General features: G+C 62.8%; 16 protein-coding genes, 1 tRNA gene and 1 pseudogene. 15 read left to right on the top strand and 3 right to left on the bottom strand.

Translation table 11 applies throughout. From position 1 onward, the window contains the following. Positions 1 to 57: 57 nt before the first annotated feature. Both ACVILI_RS09075 and ACVILI_RS09070 read left to right on the top strand, forming a co-directional pair. Entirely contained in the window at positions 58 to 408 is a 351-nt protein-coding gene (locus ACVILI_RS09075) for a DUF952 domain-containing protein (RefSeq protein ID WP_038644484.1), read from the top strand. Next, on the top strand, positions 405 to 1,484 hold the full coding sequence (locus ACVILI_RS09070) for a quinone-dependent dihydroorotate dehydrogenase (RefSeq protein ID WP_038644482.1): 1,080 nt from the start codon (positions 405 to 407) through the stop codon (positions 1,482 to 1,484). Before ACVILI_RS09075 ends, ACVILI_RS09070 begins: the two co-directional genes overlap by 4 nt. Here the strand turns inward: ACVILI_RS09070 and ACVILI_RS09065 are convergent. Beyond that, positions 1,477 to 2,818, bottom strand: a pseudogene (locus tag ACVILI_RS09065) (MATE family efflux transporter). The gene ACVILI_RS09070 and the pseudogene ACVILI_RS09065 sit on opposite strands and share 8 nt — an antisense overlap. Positions 2,819 to 2,951: 133 nt before the next feature. Here ACVILI_RS09065 and ACVILI_RS09060 point away from each other — a divergent pair. Continuing rightward, entirely contained in the window at positions 2,952 to 3,854 is a 903-nt protein-coding gene (locus ACVILI_RS09060; RefSeq protein ID WP_027047740.1) for a histone deacetylase family protein, read from the top strand. A gap of 104 nt (positions 3,855 to 3,958) precedes the next feature. Here ACVILI_RS09060 and ACVILI_RS09055 read toward each other — a convergent pair whose 3' ends face one another. Next, on the bottom strand, positions 3,959 to 4,222 hold the full coding sequence (locus tag ACVILI_RS09055; protein WP_027047739.1) for a DUF6460 domain-containing protein: 264 nt from the start codon (positions 4,220 to 4,222) through the stop codon (positions 3,959 to 3,961). Positions 4,223 to 4,658: 436 nt separating this feature from the next. On the opposite strand from ACVILI_RS09055, the gene ACVILI_RS09050 reads away from it, so the two are divergent. The 9 genes from ACVILI_RS09050 (at position 4,659) to ACVILI_RS09010 (ending at position 13,633) form a co-directional block, all read left to right on the top strand. After that, positions 4,659 to 5,276 (top strand): outer membrane protein, encoded by a 618-nt coding sequence (locus tag ACVILI_RS09050; RefSeq protein ID WP_038644480.1) that lies wholly within the window; start codon positions 4,659 to 4,661, stop codon positions 5,274 to 5,276. Positions 5,277 to 5,452: 176 nt separating this feature from the next. After that, positions 5,453 to 5,839 carry a hypothetical protein gene (locus tag ACVILI_RS09045; RefSeq protein WP_051726711.1) on the top strand — a complete coding sequence of 129 codons (387 nt, stop codon included), beginning with the start codon at positions 5,453 to 5,455 and terminating at the stop codon, positions 5,837 to 5,839. A gap of 49 nt (positions 5,840 to 5,888) precedes the next feature. Beyond that, positions 5,889 to 6,563, top strand: a complete 675-nt coding sequence (locus ACVILI_RS09040; RefSeq protein ID WP_038644477.1) for a response regulator transcription factor — start codon at positions 5,889 to 5,891, stop codon at positions 6,561 to 6,563. Continuing rightward, positions 6,560 to 7,990 carry a sensor histidine kinase gene (locus tag ACVILI_RS09035; RefSeq protein WP_457102395.1) on the top strand — a complete coding sequence of 477 codons (1,431 nt, stop codon included), beginning with the start codon at positions 6,560 to 6,562 and terminating at the stop codon, positions 7,988 to 7,990. The genes ACVILI_RS09040 and ACVILI_RS09035 overlap by 4 nt, the downstream gene beginning before the upstream one ends. A 112-nt stretch (positions 7,991 to 8,102) precedes the next feature. Further along, complete coding sequence (locus tag ACVILI_RS09030; RefSeq protein ID WP_084791394.1) at positions 8,103 to 9,128, top strand: glycosyltransferase; 1,026 nt, start codon at positions 8,103 to 8,105, stop codon at positions 9,126 to 9,128. 151 nt (positions 9,129 to 9,279) lie between these two features. After that, positions 9,280 to 10,773 carry a hypothetical protein gene (locus tag ACVILI_RS09025; protein ID WP_457102394.1) on the top strand — a complete coding sequence of 498 codons (1,494 nt, stop codon included), beginning with the start codon at positions 9,280 to 9,282 and terminating at the stop codon, positions 10,771 to 10,773. Between the two features lie 214 nt (positions 10,774 to 10,987). Beyond that, the gene (locus tag ACVILI_RS09020) at positions 10,988 to 12,874 is read left to right on the top strand and encodes an acyltransferase family protein (protein ID WP_457102393.1); all 1,887 of its coding nucleotides are present in this window, start codon (positions 10,988 to 10,990) and stop codon (positions 12,872 to 12,874) included. 97 nt (positions 12,875 to 12,971) lie between these two features. Continuing rightward, a tRNA-Gly gene (locus ACVILI_RS09015) sits at positions 12,972 to 13,045 on the top strand. A 138-nt stretch (positions 13,046 to 13,183) separates the two neighbouring features. Further along, positions 13,184 to 13,633 (top strand): hypothetical protein, encoded by a 450-nt coding sequence (locus ACVILI_RS09010; RefSeq protein WP_038644465.1) that lies wholly within the window; start codon positions 13,184 to 13,186, stop codon positions 13,631 to 13,633. A gap of 84 nt (positions 13,634 to 13,717) precedes the next feature. Here the strand turns inward: ACVILI_RS09010 and ACVILI_RS09005 are convergent, their stop codons facing one another. Next, entirely contained in the window at positions 13,718 to 14,707 is a 990-nt protein-coding gene (locus ACVILI_RS09005; RefSeq protein WP_038652073.1) for a LysR family transcriptional regulator, read from the bottom strand. A gap of 312 nt (positions 14,708 to 15,019) precedes the next feature. Here ACVILI_RS09005 and chvE point away from each other — a divergent pair, with 312 nt between their 5' ends. The 3 genes from chvE (at position 15,020) to mmsB (ending at position 19,067) form a co-directional block, all read left to right on the top strand. After that, entirely contained in the window at positions 15,020 to 16,090 is a 1,071-nt protein-coding gene (gene chvE / locus ACVILI_RS09000) for a multiple monosaccharide ABC transporter substrate-binding protein (RefSeq protein WP_010913404.1), read from the top strand. A gap of 161 nt (positions 16,091 to 16,251) precedes the next feature. Then, on the top strand, positions 16,252 to 17,784 hold the full coding sequence (gene mmsA / locus ACVILI_RS08995) for a multiple monosaccharide ABC transporter ATP-binding protein (protein WP_038644461.1): 1,533 nt from the start codon (positions 16,252 to 16,254) through the stop codon (positions 17,782 to 17,784). After that, positions 17,781 to 19,067 carry a multiple monosaccharide ABC transporter permease gene (gene mmsB, locus ACVILI_RS08990; protein ID WP_019863148.1) on the top strand — a complete coding sequence of 429 codons (1,287 nt, stop codon included), beginning with the start codon at positions 17,781 to 17,783 and terminating at the stop codon, positions 19,065 to 19,067. Before mmsA ends, mmsB begins: the two co-directional genes overlap by 4 nt. Positions 19,068 to 19,212 lie beyond the last annotated feature (145 nt).

The raw sequence follows: 19,212 nt of genomic DNA, 5'->3' as shown, positions 1-19,212 counted from the left end.
GGCGAAGACCTTTGGCGTGGTCTTCCCCGCACGACTGGTTCGGACTATAGCGCAACCATGTCTCAGTTTATCTACAAGATAACCCCGCAAGCGCTTTGGCGCGAGGCCGAAGCCAGTGGCCGCTTCACCGGCGCGCCGATCGACGTCGCCGACGGCTTCATACATTTCTCCACGGCGGCGCAGGTCCGGGAAACCGCGGCAAGGCATTTTTCCGGCCAGACAGACCTTCTGCTGGTCGCCGTCGACGAAGTCAGCCTGGGCGACGCCCTGAAATACGAGGTTTCACGCGGCGGCGCGCTGTTTCCGCATCTTTACGGTGTGCTGGAGCTGGATACCGTCAAATGGGTGCGGCCGCTGCCGCTCGGTGCCGACGGTACGCATCAATTCCCGCCGTTGGAGGGGCAATGAGCGTGCTCGACCGGCTCGGCCAGAAACTGCTGTTCACCTTCGATCCTGAAACCGCGCACGGCCTGTCGATCGCAGCGCTGCGCTGCGGCCTGCCGGCCGGCGTGCGGACGGTGCGCGACATCAGGCTGAAGGTCAGCCTTTGCGGCCTCGATTTCCCCAACCCGCTCGGCATGGCGGCCGGATACGACAAGAATGCCGAGGTGCCCGACGCACTGCTTGGCCTTGGCTTCGGCTTTGCCGAGGTCGGCACCGTCACGCCGCTGTCGCAGGCCGGCAATCCGAAGCCGCGCATCTTCCGGCTGACGGCGGATGAAGCCGTGATCAACCGGCTGGGCTTCAACAATGAAGGTCATGCGGCGGCTGAAAGACGCCTTGCCGCGCGCAAGGGACGTTCCGGCATTGTCGGCGTCAACATCGGCGCCAACAAGGACAGCGCCGATCGCATCGGCGACTATGAGCGCGGCGTCACCCGCTTTGCCCCCTATGCCAGCTACCTCACGGTCAACATCTCCTCGCCCAACACGCCCGGCCTGCGCAACATGCAAGCACGCGAGCAGCTCGGCGAACTCTTGTCGCGTGTCATGGCCGCGCGTGCGTCAGCCGCAGCCCAGCCGCCCATTTTCCTCAAGATCGCACCGGATCTGGTCGAGGCCGAGCTGGAGGATATCGCCGCCGAGGTTATTGAAAAACGGATCGACGGCATCATCGTCTCCAACACCACCATTTCGCGGCCGCCGCTGCGCAGCGGCGACGTCGCACGCGAAACCGGCGGGCTTTCGGGAAAACCGCTGTTCGAACGCTCGACCACCGTGCTGGCGAAGATGCGCAAGCTGCTCGGGCCGGGCATCGCCATCATCGGGGTCGGCGGCGTCGATTCCGCCGAGACCACGCTGGAGAAAATCCGCGCCGGAGCCGATCTGGTGCAGCTCTACACCGGCATGATCTATGCCGGGCCCGCGCTGCCGGGCCGTATCGTCGCCGGCATGGCACGCTTTTGCGAGGCGGAGCGGTTGAAGTCCATTGGCGAATTGCGCGACAGCCACCTCGATCGGTGGGCGTCCAAGCCGCTCAGCTGAACGCCGTCCGCACCCGCAGCCGCAAAATGGTCAGCAGGCTGAAACCGCGCGCCAGCAGGAAAACGTGCAGCGCCGCCCACAGGCCATGATTGCCGAAGGCAGGCGCCAGCGTCAGCAGCGCGACGGCAAAGACCAGGAACGACAGCAACATCATGTTGCGCATGTCGCGCGACCAGGTTGCGCCGATGAAGACGCCATCCATCTGGAACGCCAGCACGCCGCTCAGCGCGGTGAACGCCGCCCAGGGCAAATAGATGTCGGCCACGGAGCGCACCTCCTGCGAGGTTGTGACGATGGCGACCAGATTGGCGCCTGCCGACAGCAGCACCAGGGTCGCGGCGCCGGCCAGCCCTAACCCCCAGAACAGGGTCAGCCGCACCGCCTGCCGGAAGGGCTGTTCGGCGCGCGCGCCGACGGCGCGGCCCGCGAGCTGCTCGGCCGCGGCGGCAAATCCGTCGAGGAAATAGCCGGCGACAAGGAAGAAGTTCATCAACACCGCGTTGGCGGCCAACGTCACCGTGCCGAACTGCGCGCCCTGGCCGGGTGAACAGTGCGAAGGCGGCAAGCAGCGAGAACGAGCGGATCATGATATCGCGGTTGAGCGACAGCATGCGCAGGAAGGCGGCCATGTCGAGCAGCCGATGGCGCGGCAAGGGCGAGGTCGCGCGGAAGCGGCGGACCACGATGGCGAGACCCAGCAGCATGGCCAGGAATTCGCCCGTGACGGTCGCCCAGGCGACGCCGGCAACGCCCCAGCCAAGCTCCAGGCCAAGCAGGAAGCAGAGCGCGATGTTGATGCCGTTGAGCACCAGTTGCAGCACAAGGCCGAGCCCGCCCTCACCACGCCCCAACACATAGCCGAGAATGGCGTAGTTGATCAGCGAGAACGGTGCGGCAAGCAGCCTGATCCTGATGTAGACGCCCATCGCCTCGCTGACGCGCGGTTCGGCGCCCATGAACCATTGGCCTGCGATGGCGATCAGCGGCGAAAGCGCCGCCAGCACGATGCCGGCAACGACCGCGATCAGCACGGCGCGCCAGAACACCGCCTGTTCCTCCAGCGCGTCGCCACGCCCGAAAGCCTGGGCAACGAGGCCGGTGGTGCCAGAACGCAGGAAATTGAAGCTGGTGAAGACGACGTCGAAAACGAGCGCGCCCGCCGCAAGGCCGCCGAGAAGAGCCGCGTCGCCGAACTGGCCGACAACAGCTGTGTCGACCAGGCCGAGCATCGGCGTGGTCAAATAGGCGAGCGTCATTGGCACCGCTATGGCGAGCACGGAACGGTTGGTGACGACAAAAGATCTGGCGTCGACTGGAGTTGCACCCTTGTCCAAGGGATTGCTGCCTTGCTGATTTGCGGCTTGATCGAAGAGCCGATGTGCCCCATTTTCCGGCCACCGCGCAATCATTCTTCCCGCGACGGCCAACCGAAATCCCGGTCTGGCGCGAAGCCGCCGGATTCTGTTCATGCCCCTGCAGATCGTCCACCACCCCGACTACGACGCCGGCTTTGCCACCAACCATCGCTTCCCGATGAGCAAGTACCCGCTGCTGATGGAGGCTTTGCGCGCACGCGGCCTGGCCAGGCCTGAAGCGCTCAACACGGCTGAGCCGGCGCCTGCATCATGGTTGAAGCTTGCCCATGCCGCCGACTATGTCGACCAGGTCATCAGCTGTTCGGTGCCGGAAAAAATCGAACGCGAGATCGGCTTTCCGGTCGGCCCCCGCGTTTCGCTGCGCGCGCAGCTTGCCACCGGCGGCACGATGCTGGCGGCGCGGCTCGCCTTGCGCCATGGCATCGCCTGCAACACCGCGGGCGGCAGCCATCATGCGCGGCGCGCGCAAGGCGCCGGCTTCTGCACCTTCAACGACGTTGCCGTCGCCTCGCTGGTGCTGCTCGGCGAGGGTGCCGCGCAAAACATCCTGGTCGTCGATCTCGACGTGCATCAGGGCGATGGCACCGCGGACATTCTGGGAGACGAGCCAGGCGTGTTCACCTTCTCCATGCATGGCGAGCGCAACTATCCCGTGCGCAAGATCGCCTCCGATCTCGACATCGCGCTTCCCGACGGCACGGGCGATGCCGGCTATCTCCGGAGGCTGGCCACGATCCTGCCGGAGCTGTCGGCCCGGGCGCGCTGGGACATCGTTTTCTACAACGCCGGCGTCGACGTCCACGCCGAGGACCGGCTTGGCAGGCTGGCGCTTTCCAATGACGGCCTGCGCGCCCGCGACGAGATGGTCATCGGCCATTTTCGTGCGCTCGGCATTCCGGTCTGCGGCGTCATCGGCGGCGGCTATTCCACTGATGTGCCGGCCCTTGCCGCACGGCACGCCATCCTGTTCGAGGTTGCCTCGGCCTGCGCCTAGAGCAGTTCACCGTTTTACGGAAACGGCGAACCGCTCTAACTCTTTGTTTTGACGCAATTCCCAAGGGAAAGCGCTACGCGCGTTTCCTGGAATTGCTCTAAAAATCACTTCCGATAGTTGGCGATCCTGAGCAGGATGAAAGCCGGCACGACGATCGCGGCACCAAGCAGGATGTAGCCGAGGAAGCGGTCAATGGCGTGGAAGCCCAGGTTCCAGAGGTCGATAAAGAACTTCTGGATGCCGTAGAAGACATCCATCGGCGACCAGCCGAAGGCATTCATGACAAGGCCGACGAGGAACGACACCACCAGCAGCTTCAGGATCACCCTGAGCGGCGAGTCGCCGAGGAAGCGCGTCAGTGCGGACAAGGTCGTCTCCCGATTGAGATGCCCAGACTCACAGGCATGGCCCAGAGATACGTGCTTGGCGGCCATCCATCAAGCGCGGTTGTGCCCGGGGAAGCCTGGAACAGGTGATCGAGACGCCGAGCCTCAGACGGCTCGCAATTCTTAAATATAGGTAAACAAGATCATTTTAATTTGTTGAAAATAAAGCACAAAATCGTCATTTTTCGATTTCGCGCAATGTGCGTGCAATTTTCACTTGCGAGACAGTCGGCGTCTTTCAGGTGACTGGTTGCGCGGCGCTCCGCCCCCCCTACCACAGCTGGCGAACGCCAGTCTCAGGGCCGTGCAGCCACCCTGAAAGACACCAAACCGGAGCCTGACCGCCCTAACGGCCAAGCTCCTCGGGAGTTAACCTGCGTGTCGATTGCTGGATGCGCGTTTGTGTTGGAGTAATGCTGTGTCCTCTCGAGTAAAGATCGTCCTGACGGCGGCTGGCCTCGCCTTTTGCCTTCTCGGGCCGGCGATGGCCGCCGACCTTTCACCCACCTACAACGACCCGCCCGCCTTCCAGTGGAGCGGCGCCTATGTCGGCGTCCATGGCGGCACGGCGTCCACCGGGATGCCAAACCCGTTTGCAGGCCGCAATGGCTTCAGCGGCGGGGTCCAGGCCGGCTACAACCAGCAGATGGGTCCCACGGTTCTCGGCGCCGAGATCGAAGGCTCCTATCTGGGCGGCGCCGAACACGACGTCCAGGGCGGCAAGATCAAGGAGAAATGGCGCGGTGCCGCCAAGGCCAAGGCTGGATTGAGCTTCGACCAGACGCTGCTGTTTGGCACCGGCGGTGTGGCCCTGACCAAGTTCGACAAGGGCGACAACGTCAGCAGCACCGACGGATGGAAGGTCGGCTACCTCCTGGGCGCCGGCATCGAGCAGGGCTTCGCCGGCGGGCTGTCCGCCAAGGTCGAGTACGACTATGTCCGCACCCCCAGCGTCGAGACGACATCGGCTCTTGGCACGTCGAAGACGACGATCGGCAGCCATGAACTGAAGGCCGGCATCAACTACCGGTTCTAGTACGAGCGAACCGGATTGCGCGATGCCGCTGGGCACAGCGCAATCCGGTGTCTCGATATCCACCGCACAGCGGCTTTTTCCGCAATGGCGCCCTTCCCGCGCCGCGCTGCAATGTCGATGCAATCTTCGCGATCTAGGTCCGTGCGTGAATTTTCACCATGGGAATCTGTTCCGATATGTCCACGCATGGCGCCAGCCTCCTGACACAGGCCCCGAAGGTCTTTTTCATCGCAATCGCGCTCGCAGGCTGTGCCTCCGACATCATGAAGAACTATGTCGGGCAGCCGGTCGAATCGGTCGTCCTTGATTATGGTCCGCCCACGGCGATCGTCGATCTTGGCCAGGGTGAGCGCGCCTATCAGTGGCGCAAGGTGTCGACGTCGGCGGTTTCCGGAACATCGAGCGGCGAGGTTCGCGAGACAAAGCACGGAACCGTCTATGAAGAGACCGAGACGCCCGGCTATATCGAGCGTCAGGAATGCTTCTACACATTCTATGCCCGCGCTTCCGGCGGCCGCTGGTTCATCACCAATTTCCGCCAGCCAAAGCTGGAATGCGAATGAATTGCCGCGGCCGCAGACCCGGACCGGCCGCGGATAAAGGAAACTATTCATGCGCGTCCTGTTGATCGAGGACGAACCGGAAATGGCCTCCGTGCTGAAGGCCGCGCTCGAGCGTGTGGACATCATCGTCGACCATGCAGCGACATTGGCCGATGCCGAGGCGATGGCCCGCCTGGGCTATCACGACGCGGTGGTGCTGGACCGCCGGCTGCCGGATGGCGACGGTCTCAGCCTCATACCGCGCCTGCGTGCCTTGCATCTGGATGTGCCTGTCATCGCACTGACGGCGATGAGCGGGTTGGACGACCGGGTCGCCGGGCTCGATGCCGGCGCCGACGATTACATGGTCAAGCCCTTCGCCACGGTGGAACTCGTCGCGCGGCTTCATGCCTTGCACCGGCGCTCGTTCACCTCGCGCGCCAACCAGACGATGGTCGGCCGCCTCACCTATGATTTCCGCCATCGCGAAGCGCTGATCGAGGACCAGGCGCTCGATCTGCCGCGGCGCGAGAGGCTGGTGCTTGAAACGCTGCTCCGCCGGCCGGGCCGGACCATCATGCGCAGCGCGCTGGAAGAGGCCGTCTACGCGTTCGACGACGAGATCGGCTCCAATGCGCTCGATGCGCATATTTCGCGGCTGCGCCGCAAGCTCGACGATGTCGCCGCCGGCATCGAGATCCGGGCGATCCGCAACCTCGGCTATCTCCTGCGGGCGGTCTCGTGAAGAAGGTCCGTACCGGCTCGCTGCAATGGATCCTGGTCCGGCGGCTGATCCTGCTGCAGGCGGCGACGCTGCTCATCTTCATCGTGCTTTGCGCGGCAGCCCTTTGGATCGCCAACCCGCGCCTGCTGATCGACAATGAGGCCGCCGTCGCGGCCGTCAAGGATGCGGTCGACCGGGACAAGGACGGCAGGCTGATCGTGCGTGAAACGGAAGAACTCACCGCGTTTCGCGAGAGCTTCCCCAATGTCTGGTACATCGTTCGCGACGGCAGCGGCGGGAGCATCCGTGCCGGCAACATACCCGACATCTACACCAAAGGCTTCGGCGAGCTGCTTGACGGGGCCGATCACGCCACGATCGGATTCTCCGACAAGGACATGCGGCCGGAAGCCTTTATCGAAAACGCGTCGACCAAGGCCGGCACGGTGCAGATCGTCGCCGCGACGCAGTCGTCGCGCCAACAGACAGACGGCCTCGAGATCAACATTTCGGCCACTGTCGAAGTCGCCCGCAATCCAGACGGCAGCAGGAATTGGGAGCGCGCCCTGCCGGCCCTCGCGCTCGTCATCGCGATCCTGCTTTTGCCCATAATCCTCGTCATGGGCGCGACGACGCTGGTGACGACGCCAGCCGTGGTGCGCCGTTCCTTCGCCGGCCTTGTCGAAACGGTCCGCCAGGCAGCGCGCATCGACATCGGCACCCGCGCCATGCAACTGCCGGTCAAGCAGGTGCCGCAGGAAATCGCGCCGCTCGTGCATGCCTTCAACGAGGCGCTTGCCCGCCTCGCCCACAGCTATGACCGCCACAACCGCTTCCTCACCGACGCGGCGCATGAACTGCGCACGCCGATCGCCATCCTGCGCACACGCGCTGAATTGCTGAAGCAGGAGCCACAGAGCGCCCGGCTGCTGCAAGATATCGAACGCCTGTCGCATCTTGCCCAGCAACTGCTCGACCATCAGTTGCTCGACCGCTCGTCGGACCAGCGCCAGATCGTCGATCTCGACGATCTCGTCAGCCGGGTGGCGGCCGACTTCGCACCGCTGGCCATCGAGGCTGGCTATGACCTTGCCTTCGAGCCGTCGCCAAACAAGGCCCGAGTAGAAATCAATGTCCTGCAGATCGACCGGGCGCTCGCCAACCTCGTGCGCAACGCGATCGAGCATGGCGGCGGCAGCGGCACGATCACGATCGCCATCGACGAGGCCGGTGGCATCGAGGTGCGCGACGAAGGGCCGGGCATTCCCGCGGAAGAGCGCGAGAACGTCTTCGAGCCCTTCTATCGCTTGCAGCCGCAGTCGCGCGGCGCGGGGCTGGGACTGAACCTCGCCCGGCAGATCGCGCTGCTGCATGACGGGACGATCCGCATCCTGACGGGCTCCTGGCGCGGCGCCCGCATCCGCATGGAGTTGCCGGTGCGTTCGTGACGTGCCGAGCCATCGTCTCGGCCGGCCGAAGCCTCCCCATGTCGATCCCTGGCTTATCTGTTTTCTAACCAATTGCCGCTATTGCCATTCCAAGAGCGGGAGCCAGGCTTTGGTGGGAACGGGAAAAATCGGCGCGCGCCGCGCGGTCACGCTTTCGGTCGTCGTGCCATGCTACAATGAGCGTGACGGCGTGGCCGAGCTTCACCGACGCGTCAGCGCCGTATGCCTTGAGCAAAGCCATTCCTACGAGATCGTGCTTGTCATCGACGGGGCGACCGACGGCACCCGCGAGGCCATTTTCGAACTGGCCGAAAAGGACGACCATGTCGTCGTCATCGACCTTGCCCGCAATTACGGCCACCAGATCGCCTTGAGCGCGGGGCTGGAATTCTGCCGCGGCGAGCGCATCCTCATTCTCGACGCCGATCTCCAGGATCCGCCCGAACTGCTCGGCGCGATGATGGCGAAGATGGATGAAGGCTTCGATGTCGTCTACGGCCAGAGGGTGAAGCGCGACGGTGAAGGCTGGTTCAAGCTGGCCTCCGCCTCGATGTTCTACCGCCTGCTCGGCCGGATGGTCGATGTCGAGATCGCACCGGACTCCGGAGACTTCCGGCTGATGAGCCGCCGGGCGCTCGACCATCTGAATGCGATGCCCGAACGCTACAGGTTCATTCGCGGCATGGTGAGCTGGATCGGGCTCAGGCAGGTCGCCTTCCCCTATGAGAGGCACCGCCGCTTTGCCGGCACCACCCACTATCCGCTGAAGAAGATGATCCTGCTGGCGGTCGACGCGATGACCAGCTTTTCGATCGTGCCTTTGCGGTTTGCCTCGATGCTGGGGATGATGTTCGGCCTGCTCGGCCTGGTCGTGCTCGGCTATACACTGCTTGAATGGTCCAGGGGCAACGTGGTGCCCGGCTGGACGAGCCTTGCCGCGATCATGCTGATCCTGGGCAGCGTCCAGCTTCTGGTGCTCGGCATTTTCGGCGAGTATCTCGGCCGCATGTACATGGAGACGAAGCGGCGGCCGCTCTACTTCGTTAACGAAATCGTTTCGCGCGACCAGCCGGCCAAGGACAGCGACCTGCCCGTCCATCGCCTGCAGGAGATGGCGAAAAGAGCCGCGCGTGGCTGAGGCGAAGGTCGAGCGGATGCAAGGGGAACGGCATGGGCAGGATGCGGTCGGCTCTTCCGTTTGACGTCTCGCGGATGCTGCGCTTTGGCGCCGTCATGTATGCAGGCCTCATCGCAATCGCGAAGGCGACACCGTCACCTGGAGCCGTGACATGAACCAGGCCGCTGCAATCGCGACGGCGACGCCATCGCTCGGGGACGCGCAACGCAGCAGGCTGATACTTTGCCTTCTCTGCGCCTGCCTGGTGGCCTATTGGCTTGCCACCTCTGCCAGCGCGATGCTTCAGGATCCCGACAGTTGGTGGCAAGTGAAGGTCGGGCTGGACTTTCTGGACAACCGGACGTTTCCCGTCGTCGACCCCTATTCCTATACGTTCGCCGGTCAGCCCTGGATCGCCAAGGAATGGCTGGGGCAGGTCTTTCTGGCCCTCGCCTACCGTGCCGGCGGCTGGAATGGCGTCGTCACACTGATCATCGCCACGGTCAGCTTGACGGTCTTCCTGATGGGATGGTTCCTCAGCGCATGGCTGAAGCCGACACTGGCGATAGCGCTGGCCTTCGCCGCGGCTTTGCTGATCGCCCCGATCTATACGGCTCGTCCACACGTCTTCACCTTGCCGATCATCGTCGTCTGGACGGCAATGCTGTTTCGCGCCGCGCAGGAAGAGAGAGCCCCGCCTTTGTGGATGCTCGTGCTTGTGGTCTTGTGGGCCAACCTTCATGCCACGTTCACCCTTAGCTTCGTCATTGCTGCCTTTGCCGGGCTCGATCTCCTGGCGCGCTCGGGCTTGTCGAAACCCGCCCTCCTGGCAAAATGGGTTGCTTTCGGCCTGCTCTGTCCGCTGGTCAGCCTGATGCATCCCTATGGGATGAAAGCCATCCTGGCGACGTTCACGGTGGCCTATGGCAACGAGGCGGTGCCACTCATCCTGGAGTGGCGGGCGTTCAACGCGCAGGAGCAGGTCTTCCGGGAAGCGGTGATGCTGTTGGCGCTTTTCGGACTTTTAGTATCGAGGCTGCGGATCGGCTGGGCCAAGGCGGTGTTCATCGTCTTCGCCTTGCATGTCTATCTCGCCCATCTGCGGTTTGTATATCTGCCCTTCCTGCTGATCCCCCTGGTGATCGCGGTCGAGGTCGCCCGGCAATACCCCACAGTCTCGACCACGACCTGGCTGGCGGAAAAGCGTGACGGACTGGAAAAACTCTTCGCCAGCCAGTTTTACGCGATCTGCGGCGCAATCGCTGTCCTGCTGGTCGGTGCGGTCGTCATCCTCGGCAGTGCCTACCGGGTTGCGCCGAGCCCGAAGACGGCGGCCAGCGGCGCCCTCGCATACGCACGGGATCACCAGCTTTCCGGCAACGTGCTGAATTCCTATAATTTCGGCGGCACGCTGATTTTCCACGACATCAAGACCTATGTCGACGGCAGGACGGACCAGTTGTTCCTCGGCGGCTTCACGAAAGCCGAGGACGCGACGGGACACAGCGACGGAAAACCACTGCTCGAGGCCCAACTGAAGAAATACGCCATCGGCTGGGCACTCCTTACATCAGACGATACCCGCATCCCCTTCTTCGCGGAGTTGGGCTGGAAGCGAGCCTATGCGGACGACGACGCCGTGATCTACCTGCCCCCCGGCGCCTGACTTACAGCGTCCGGACGAAACTGGTTTCGTCAGCGTTCGAAGGTCTGGCGTCCGCCTTGACATCGATGTTGCAGTGCAGCAAACTTGTGTTGCAGAGCACAGTCCGTAAAGCCCACGAGCCACGATTTTTCGAACGACGGGGACATCGCCGCATGAGGAGCATGTCAGGTTCTGCCGCACGGCTGCCAAGGACCACGGCGTACGGACCCGCCGAATGAACTACAGGCGCGATATTGATGGCCTGCGGGCCGTTGCGGTGCTGCCCGTCGTGCTCTTCCATTTCGGCGTATCGGCCATTCCCGGCGGCTTCACCGGTGTCGATATCTTCTTCGTCATATCGGGCTATCTGATCAGCGGCAGCCTGCTCGACGATCTCGAGCGCGGCCAGTTCTCGATCGGCCGCTTTTACTGGCGCCGCGCGCGGCGCATCCTGCCGGCGCTGACCTTCGTCATCCTGCTCGCCAGTATCGCCGCCTGGTTCATCCTCCTGCCGTCGGATCTCCATGAGTACAGCCTCAGCGTGATCGCGGCCTCGACCTTCTGGTCGAACATCTATTTCTGGAAAACGACCAACTATTTCTCCATCGACGCGGAACTGCGGCCGCTTTTGCACACATGGTCGCTTTCGGTCGAGGAGCAGTATTATATCTTCGCGCCGGTCCTCGTATATCTGATCTACCGATACGCCTCGAAGCGCTGGCTGACGATATTGCTGCCGATTGCCATAGGCAGTTTTGCCCTGGCGGTCATGGCAACCACGCTGGCGCCGACCGCCGGCTTCTACCTCTTGCCGACGCGCATCTGGGAACTGGCGCTGGGCGCCATGCTGATGCTGAGAAAGCCGCCGGCGCTTGCCAGTCGTCCGCTGACTGAACTGATCGGGCTGGCCGGTTTTGGCCTGATCGCCTTCGGCTTCCTGACGATTTCGGAAAGCGATCCGTTTCCGGGCTACAATGCCCTGTTTCCCTGCATCGGAACGGCGCTGCTCATCTATGCTGGCCAGCCCCATGGCGACAGGCCGGTCCCTGTCGCCACGCAGGTGCTGCGGCTCACACCGCTGGTGTGGATCGGCCTTATCTCCTATTCGCTCTACCTCGTTCACTGGCCGATCAATTCGTTCGTCCATTATCTCTCGCTCAAGGCCATCGGCGTGCCGACGATCATGGCGATGATCGTGGCCAGCGTCGCGCTGGCGACGTTCTCGTGGAAATATGTCGAGCAGCCCTTCCGCCAGAAGCGGGCCTTCACTGCCCCCCTGCCCATCTTCGCGTTCTCGGCGACGGCGATCGCCCTGTTGTGCGTCGTCGGCTTGGCCGGCGCGCTGGGCAAGGGTTTTCCGCAGCGGTTCCCCGATTTCTCGACGGAACGGGTCCTGGTGGGTGACTGGCGCAACGGCGTCTGTTTCAACGAGGGCGGGAGCCGGATCGAGAACTGGAACCTCGCCGACTGCACGCGGACGCATGGCTTTGCCACCAATGTGCTGCTGTGGGGCGATTCCTTCGCCGCGCACTACGTATCGGGGCTGGAGGCCAATGCACAGAAGATCCAGGCCAACGTCGTCCAGTACACCTATGCCGGCTGCCCGCCCAATCTGAACTACTTCTCCTATGCTCGGCCGGCCTGCACGCGCTTCAACGAACGGGCGCTGTCGATCATCCGCGATGCCAACATCCAGGCGGTGATCCTGAGCGGCAGATGGACCGACTACCAGGCAAGGGGCTTTGACGGCCTGCAGAAGACGGTGGACCGGCTGCGCGACATGGGCGTCAAGGTCTATGTCATCGGCCAGTCTCCGGAGTTCATCGCCGACGTCCAGAAAATCGCGTTCTTCGCAAAACGGGAGCACGCCGCGAACACATCCTGGCCGATGGCCATGGATCCGGACATCAACAAGCAGGTGTTGCCATTCGTCAAAGGGGCAACTTTCATCGACCCGTTGGCCTATCTGTGCGACCCAGCAGGCTGCTCCTATGCCGACGCCGGCACCCGGCAGTTCCTCTACTTCGACTACGGTCATTTCTCGTCCGCCGGCGCGACGCTCGCCATCTCGAAATACTGGCCAAGCTTTGCCGCCAGCAACAAGGTCGCCAAGGCAAAATAGGAATCGCGGCCAGCGCCGAGGGAGGCGAAAGAGCGTTTGTTCGAGGAACCGCTTTGCGATTGCCCGAAGGCCGAACCTCATGGTAACGAGAGCACGCGCGGGTATGATGTAATGGTAGCCTGTCAGCTTCCCAAGCTGAACGCGCGGGTTCGATTCCCGCTACCCGCTCCAGTTTGCCGCCCCGGATTTTGCCGCTGATTTGATCGGTGCCGGAACCTGCCGAAATGGCTGAGCCGGCACGAATTGGTCACGCGTAACTATCCTAGCCAATGCGCATCTGCTTCTTGAGAAAGCCGGGCGAGGTTGTCGATGTTTCGCGGCGCCACCTTACCCGCACAGCCGCGTGGCGACGACACCGGCCACGTCGCGGTGGCCGGCCTTTTCGTCAACGGTTCGTCACAGCCAGACGCGGAGCCACACCCGCTCGCGCCAGCAACGCACATGACGGCGTCCATGGCGCCAGTAACGACGGCAAACCCGTCTCCAGCCGCGGCGCCGCCGCCTCTCTCCGTAATGGCGATCTCCGTAGTAGCGATGATGCCAACGACGGTGAGAGACCTTTTCCACTTCGAGGTCGTCATCGCCTTCGAATACAGCCGGATCCGGCTTGTCCAGTTCATCGAGAATTCCGTTGCCCTGAGGAATACCGGCAACCGCGCGGCCGGGTCCGACTACACCCGCAAACGCTACGGCCCCCGCAACGCCCAGCATTCCAGTGAGAAACAACCGACGTTCCATCAAAACCTCCCGAGTTGTTGACATCGGCACCTCGTTCCCTCGCCCAAAACGGGCTCCAGCGAGCATGCCGATTTGGCTGAACGCGCGACTGCACTTCTTGTTCCATCACCCCACTTCGCGCAGGATGAAGTCGTGAAGCATCTTGGCGGCCGGCGACAGCGCGCGATTCCTGACCGTGATCAGGCTGTAGGGCCTGACCTCGATGTCGAATTCGGTCTGGACGACATCGATGGCGCCGGCGAGCCCGTCGGGGTTCTGGATGAATTTCGCCACCTGCACCGAGACCGGCGCGATGGCGTCGGACTGCGCGACCATGACCAGCGTCAGGAGCAGCGAACTGGTGTTGAGGATCCGGTCCGGCAGCGCGATGTTGCGGTTGAGGAAATTGCTCTCCATCGCCTGACGCAAAGGCGAGCCGCCCGACTGGAAGACCCAGTCATAGGCGGCAGTGTCTTCCAGCCGCACCACGCTGCCCCTGGTCAGCGGGTGGCCCCGACGCACGATCAGGCAGGCTTTCTCGACACCGATGACACGCGATTCGAACAGCCGCGGATTGAGATCGTCGGGGATGCGCGCAATGATGAAATCATGGCGTGAGGCGATCAGTTCGCGCGCCAGCACATTCGAGGTCTCGACCTGCATCGTGATCTCGATGCGTGGATAGATGCGGCGGATTTCGCGGATCGCCGGCACCGCCAGTTCGATCGCCGGCGCCGTCACGGCACCGAGAAACACGGAACCGCCCTTGCCCGCCTTGAGTTCGGAAATCTCGCGGTCGACCTCGCGCATCTCCAGCAGGATCGAACGCGCACGCCTGGCCAAGGCCTTGCCGTAGGGCGTCAGCGTGATGCCGCGCGGCAGCCTCTCGCACAGCTTGACCTCGAGCACCGCCTCCATCTCGGCAATCATGCGCGATGCCGCCGGCTGCGAAATGTTCATGACCTGCGCAGCCGCGCTCACCCGGCCATGATCGTCGAGCGCGACGATCATGCGCATATGACGCAGGCTGAGGCCGCTGCGCAGCAGGGTTTCGCCATCGCCCGGAGTCTCGTTGTAGCTATTTGAACCCGCAGCCGGATTCCGTAACGCCGCCATGGTTTTTTCCTGCCTCCGCTCGCGGCCCGCCGGCATTTGCCAGCAACCCGTCACGCGTCATAACATATACCACTTGCGGTATAGCAACCATCAAAGATCGCATTTGACAGTTATGGCAAAAGGGCGGCAACGTCACCGTGTTCCGAGACGCAACGGTCGCCAACGATAAAATCGTATCGATTGAAATCAGCGGCTCGGGGCCATGGGAGGATACCGGAGATCGATATGACGGCAGCAGTGCCTTGGCGCTTCTGCACGATTGCGCGGCCCGCGACCCCCGGGGTGCTGCGTCCATCAACCAGGGAGAGTTACGTGAAAATCATCAAGACACTGGCCGCAGTCGCGGCGCTTGGCATTGCTGCCATGACCTATTCGGCGCACGCGGCCGACAAGGGTCTCGTCGGCGTGCTGATGCCGACCAAGACTTCGCAGCGCTGGATCAATGACGGCGACGCCGTCAAGTCCCAGCTCGAGGCACTCGGCTACACTGTCGACCTGCAGTATGCGCAGGACGACATCCCCAACCAGCTCAGCCAGCTGGAAAACGAAATCACCAAGGGCCCGAAGGCGCTGATCATCGCCTCGATCGACGGCACCACCCTGTCGGACGCGCTGCAGAAGGCCGCTGACGCGGGCGTCGTCGTCGTCGCCTATGACCGCCTGATCAAGAAGACCGCCAATGTCGACTATTACACCACCTTCGACAATTTCGGCGTCGGCGTGATCCAGGCGAATTCGCTGGTCAAGGGTCTCAAGGAGCGCTTCCCGAACACCAAGCCGTGGAACGTCGAACTGTTCGGCGGCTCGCCCGACGACAACAATGCCTTCTTCTTCTACAATGGTGCGATTTCCGTCCTGCAGCCGCTGATCGACGACGGCTCGATCAAGATCAAGTCCGGTCAGATGGGCATGGACAAGGTCGGCACGCTGCGCTGGCTCGCCGCCACCGCCCAGGCGCGCATGGACAACCTGCTGTCGGCCAACTACTCGGACGGCAGCCGCGTCGATGGCGTTCTGTCGCCCTATGACGGCCTGTCGCGCGGCATCACCGCCTCGCTGCGCGCCGTGGGCTACGGCACGGCCGCTCAGCCCTGGCCTGTTGTGACCGGTCAGGACGCCGAGACCGCTTCGGTCAAGCTGATCATCTCGGGCGAGCAGTATTCGACCGTGTTCAAGGACACCCGCGAACTGGCCAAGTCGACCGTCGAACTGGTCGACAAGGTGCTGTCGGGCGGCAAGCCTGACGGCCTCGACACCAAGACCTACAACAACGACGTCAAGGTCGTTCCCTCGATCCTGCTGACGCCGCATGAGGTCGACAAGTCGAACTACCAGAAGCTGGTCGTCGACTCCGGCTACATCAAGGCCGAAGACCTGAAGTAATCTCTGTTATTAAATCTGGGGTCCTGCGCGACGCAGGGCCCCTTTTCGTTCACAAGCGACCCCGGTATTGTTTCTGCCGGCCTAGAGCAATTCCAGGAAAAGTGCATAGCGCCTTCCCCTGGGAGTTGCGTAAAAACAAGAAAGTCTGGGAGCTTGCCCTTATGACCTCGACGATTTTGGAGATGCGCGACATCACCAAGACGTTTCCCGGCGTGAAGGCGCTGTCGAATGTCAACCTCAGCGTCGAGGAAGGCGAAATCCACGCCGTGGTCGGCGAGAACGGCGCCGGCAAGTCGACGCTGATGAAAGTGCTGTCGGGCGTCTATCCCGCGGGCACATATGACGGCCAGATCATCTTTCAAGGCCAGGAATGCCAGTTCAAAGGCATCCATGACAGCGAACACAAGGGCATCGTCATCATCCACCAGGAGCTTGCGCTGGTGCCGATGCTGTCGATTGCCGAAAACATTTTCCTCGGCAACGAACACGCCAAATACGGCGTGATCGACTGGGATGCCAACGAGGCGCGCACCAGCGCGCTGTTGAAGAAGGTGGGCCTCAAGGAGGACCCCAAGACGCTGATCACCAATATCGGCGTCGGCAAGCAGCAGCTGGTCGAGATCGCCAAGGCGCTGAGCAAGGAAGTCAAGCTCCTGATCCTCGACGAGCCCACCGCATCGCTCAGCGAGAAGGACAGCCAGGCGCTGCTCGACCTTTTGCTCGAGTTCAAGCGGCAAGGCATGACCTCGATCCTGATCTCGCACAAACTCAACGAAGTGAACCGGGTCGCCGACAAGGTTACCGTCATCCGCGACGGGCGCACCATCGAGACGCTGGCCAAGAAGGATATCTCGGAAGACCGTATCATCACCTCGATGGTCGGCCGCTCGCTCGACGACCGCTATCCGCCGCGCGAACCAAAGATCGGCGAGGTCGTCTTCGAAGTGAAGAACTGGTCGGTCTATCACCCGATCCATGCCGAACGGCAGGTGATCAAGGGCATCGACATCAATGTGCGCAAGGGCGAGGTAGTCGGCATAGCCGGGCTGATGGGCGCCGGTCGCACCGAATTCGCCATGAGCCTGTTCGGCCGTTCCTATGGCCGCCGCATCACGGGCGAGGTGCTGCTCAAAGGCAAGCCGATCGATGTCTCATCCGTGAGCAAGGCGGTCGAACACGGCATCGCCTACGTGACCGAGGACCGCAAGACTTACGGTCTCAACCTGATCGACCATATCAAGCACAACATCACGCTTGCCAATCTCGGCGGCGTGTCGCGTCACAGCGTGATCGACGATCTGCGCGAACTCGCCGTTGCCAACGATTATCGCAAGAAGACCAATATCCGCGCTTCGAGCGTCTATCAGATGACGGGCAATCTTTCCGGCGGCAACCAGCAGAAGGTGGTGCTGTCGAAATGGCTGTTCGCCGACCCGGAATTGCTGATCCTCGACGAGCCGACACGCGGCATCGATGTCGGCGCCAAGTATGAAATCTATACGATCATCGCGCGTCTTGCCTCGGAGGGTAAGGCGATCGTGGTCATCTCGTCGGAAATGCCGGAATTGCTCGGCATCACCGACCGCATCTACGTCATGAACGAAGGCCGCATCGTCGGCGAAATGCCCGCGGCGGACGCAAGTCAGGAAAAAATAATGCGCGCCATCGTTCGGGGAGAAGGAAAAGCAGCATGAGCACCGACAGCGCCCCCGCCCCGCAGGGCAACATCGCCGAGGACCAGCGTCCACGCATTGCCGTCTCGGCGCTGACGACGAACCTGCGCGAATACGGTCTCATCATCGCGCTGATCGTCATCATGCTGTTCTTCCAGTTCACCACGTCGGGAACGCTGTTCAAGCCGGTCAACCTCAGCAATCTGGTGCAGCAGAACTCGTTCATCATCGTGATGGCGCTGGGCATGCTGCTGGTCATCGTTTCCGGCTATATCGACCTCAGCGTCGGCTCGGTCGCCGGTTTCATCGGCGCGCTGGCCGCAAACATGATGGTCATCTGGCAGCTCGGACCGCTCAGCAATCCGCTTGTGGTTTCAATCGTCTGCCTGGTCGTGGGCGGCCTGATCGGTGCGGCGCAAGGCTATTGGATCGCCTATCACCGGATACCGAGCTTCATCGTGACGCTGGCCGGCATGCTGATCTTCCGCGGCATCTGCCAGGCGCTGCTGGGCGGCGGCTCGTCGGTAGGCCCACTTCCGGACGGCTTCAAGGCGCTGAGCTCGGGCTTCATCCCGGACGTTATCGGCCCGCTGACGCTGATCCCGCCCACGGTGAACGCCGCCGGCAAGACCATCGTGGGCAGCGGCCTGACACTGCACATGACGACGATCGTGCTCGGCCTGATCGCCGTGGTGGCCTATGCCTATTTCGGGGTGAGGACACGACGCAAGCGCGAACGCCACGGCTATGAAGCCGAGCCCTTCCCCCTGTTCGTCGTCAAGACGCTGGTCGCCAGCGCGCTGGCGCTGTTCCTGGTCTATGAGTTCGCCAGCTACAGGGGCCTGCCGGTGGTGCTGCTCGTCATGGGCGTGCTGATCTCGCTGTTCGTCTTCGTCACCAAGCGCATGACCATCGGCCGCCGCATCTACGCCATGGGCGGCAATCCCAAGGCGGCGCAGCTGTCGGGCATCAACACCGAGCGGCTGACGCTGCTGGTGTTCATCAATATGGGCGTGCTGTCGGCGCTGGGCGGCCTGATCATCGCGGCTCGCCTTGGCCAGGCCGTGCCGGCGGCCGGTCTGGGCTCAGAGCTCGACGTCATCGCCGCCGTCTTCATCGGCGGCGCCTCAGCGATGGGCGGCGTCGGCCAGGTCATCGGCGCCGTGGTCGGTGGCTTCATCATGGGCGTGATGAACAACGGCATGTCGATCATGGGTGTCAATGTCGACTGGCAGCAGGTCGTCAAAGGCCTGGTGCTGCTCGGCGCCGTGATCTTCGACGTCTACAACAAGAACAAGGCCTGACAGGGGCAGTTCCAGGAAAGCGCATCGCGGTTTTCCCACAGGAATTGCGCAGAAAGGAGCGGGCCGAACCGCTCCGGCGAGGCAACGAGGAAGGCATACGGGTCACATCGCGGCGCTGCCGGCAACCAGCCGGCGCGAAGAAGTT

The organism is Mesorhizobium sp. USDA 4775, assembly GCF_054062655.1.
Note: the sequence above shows the minus strand (reverse complement) of the source record. Positions and strands in the feature narration are given on the sequence as shown.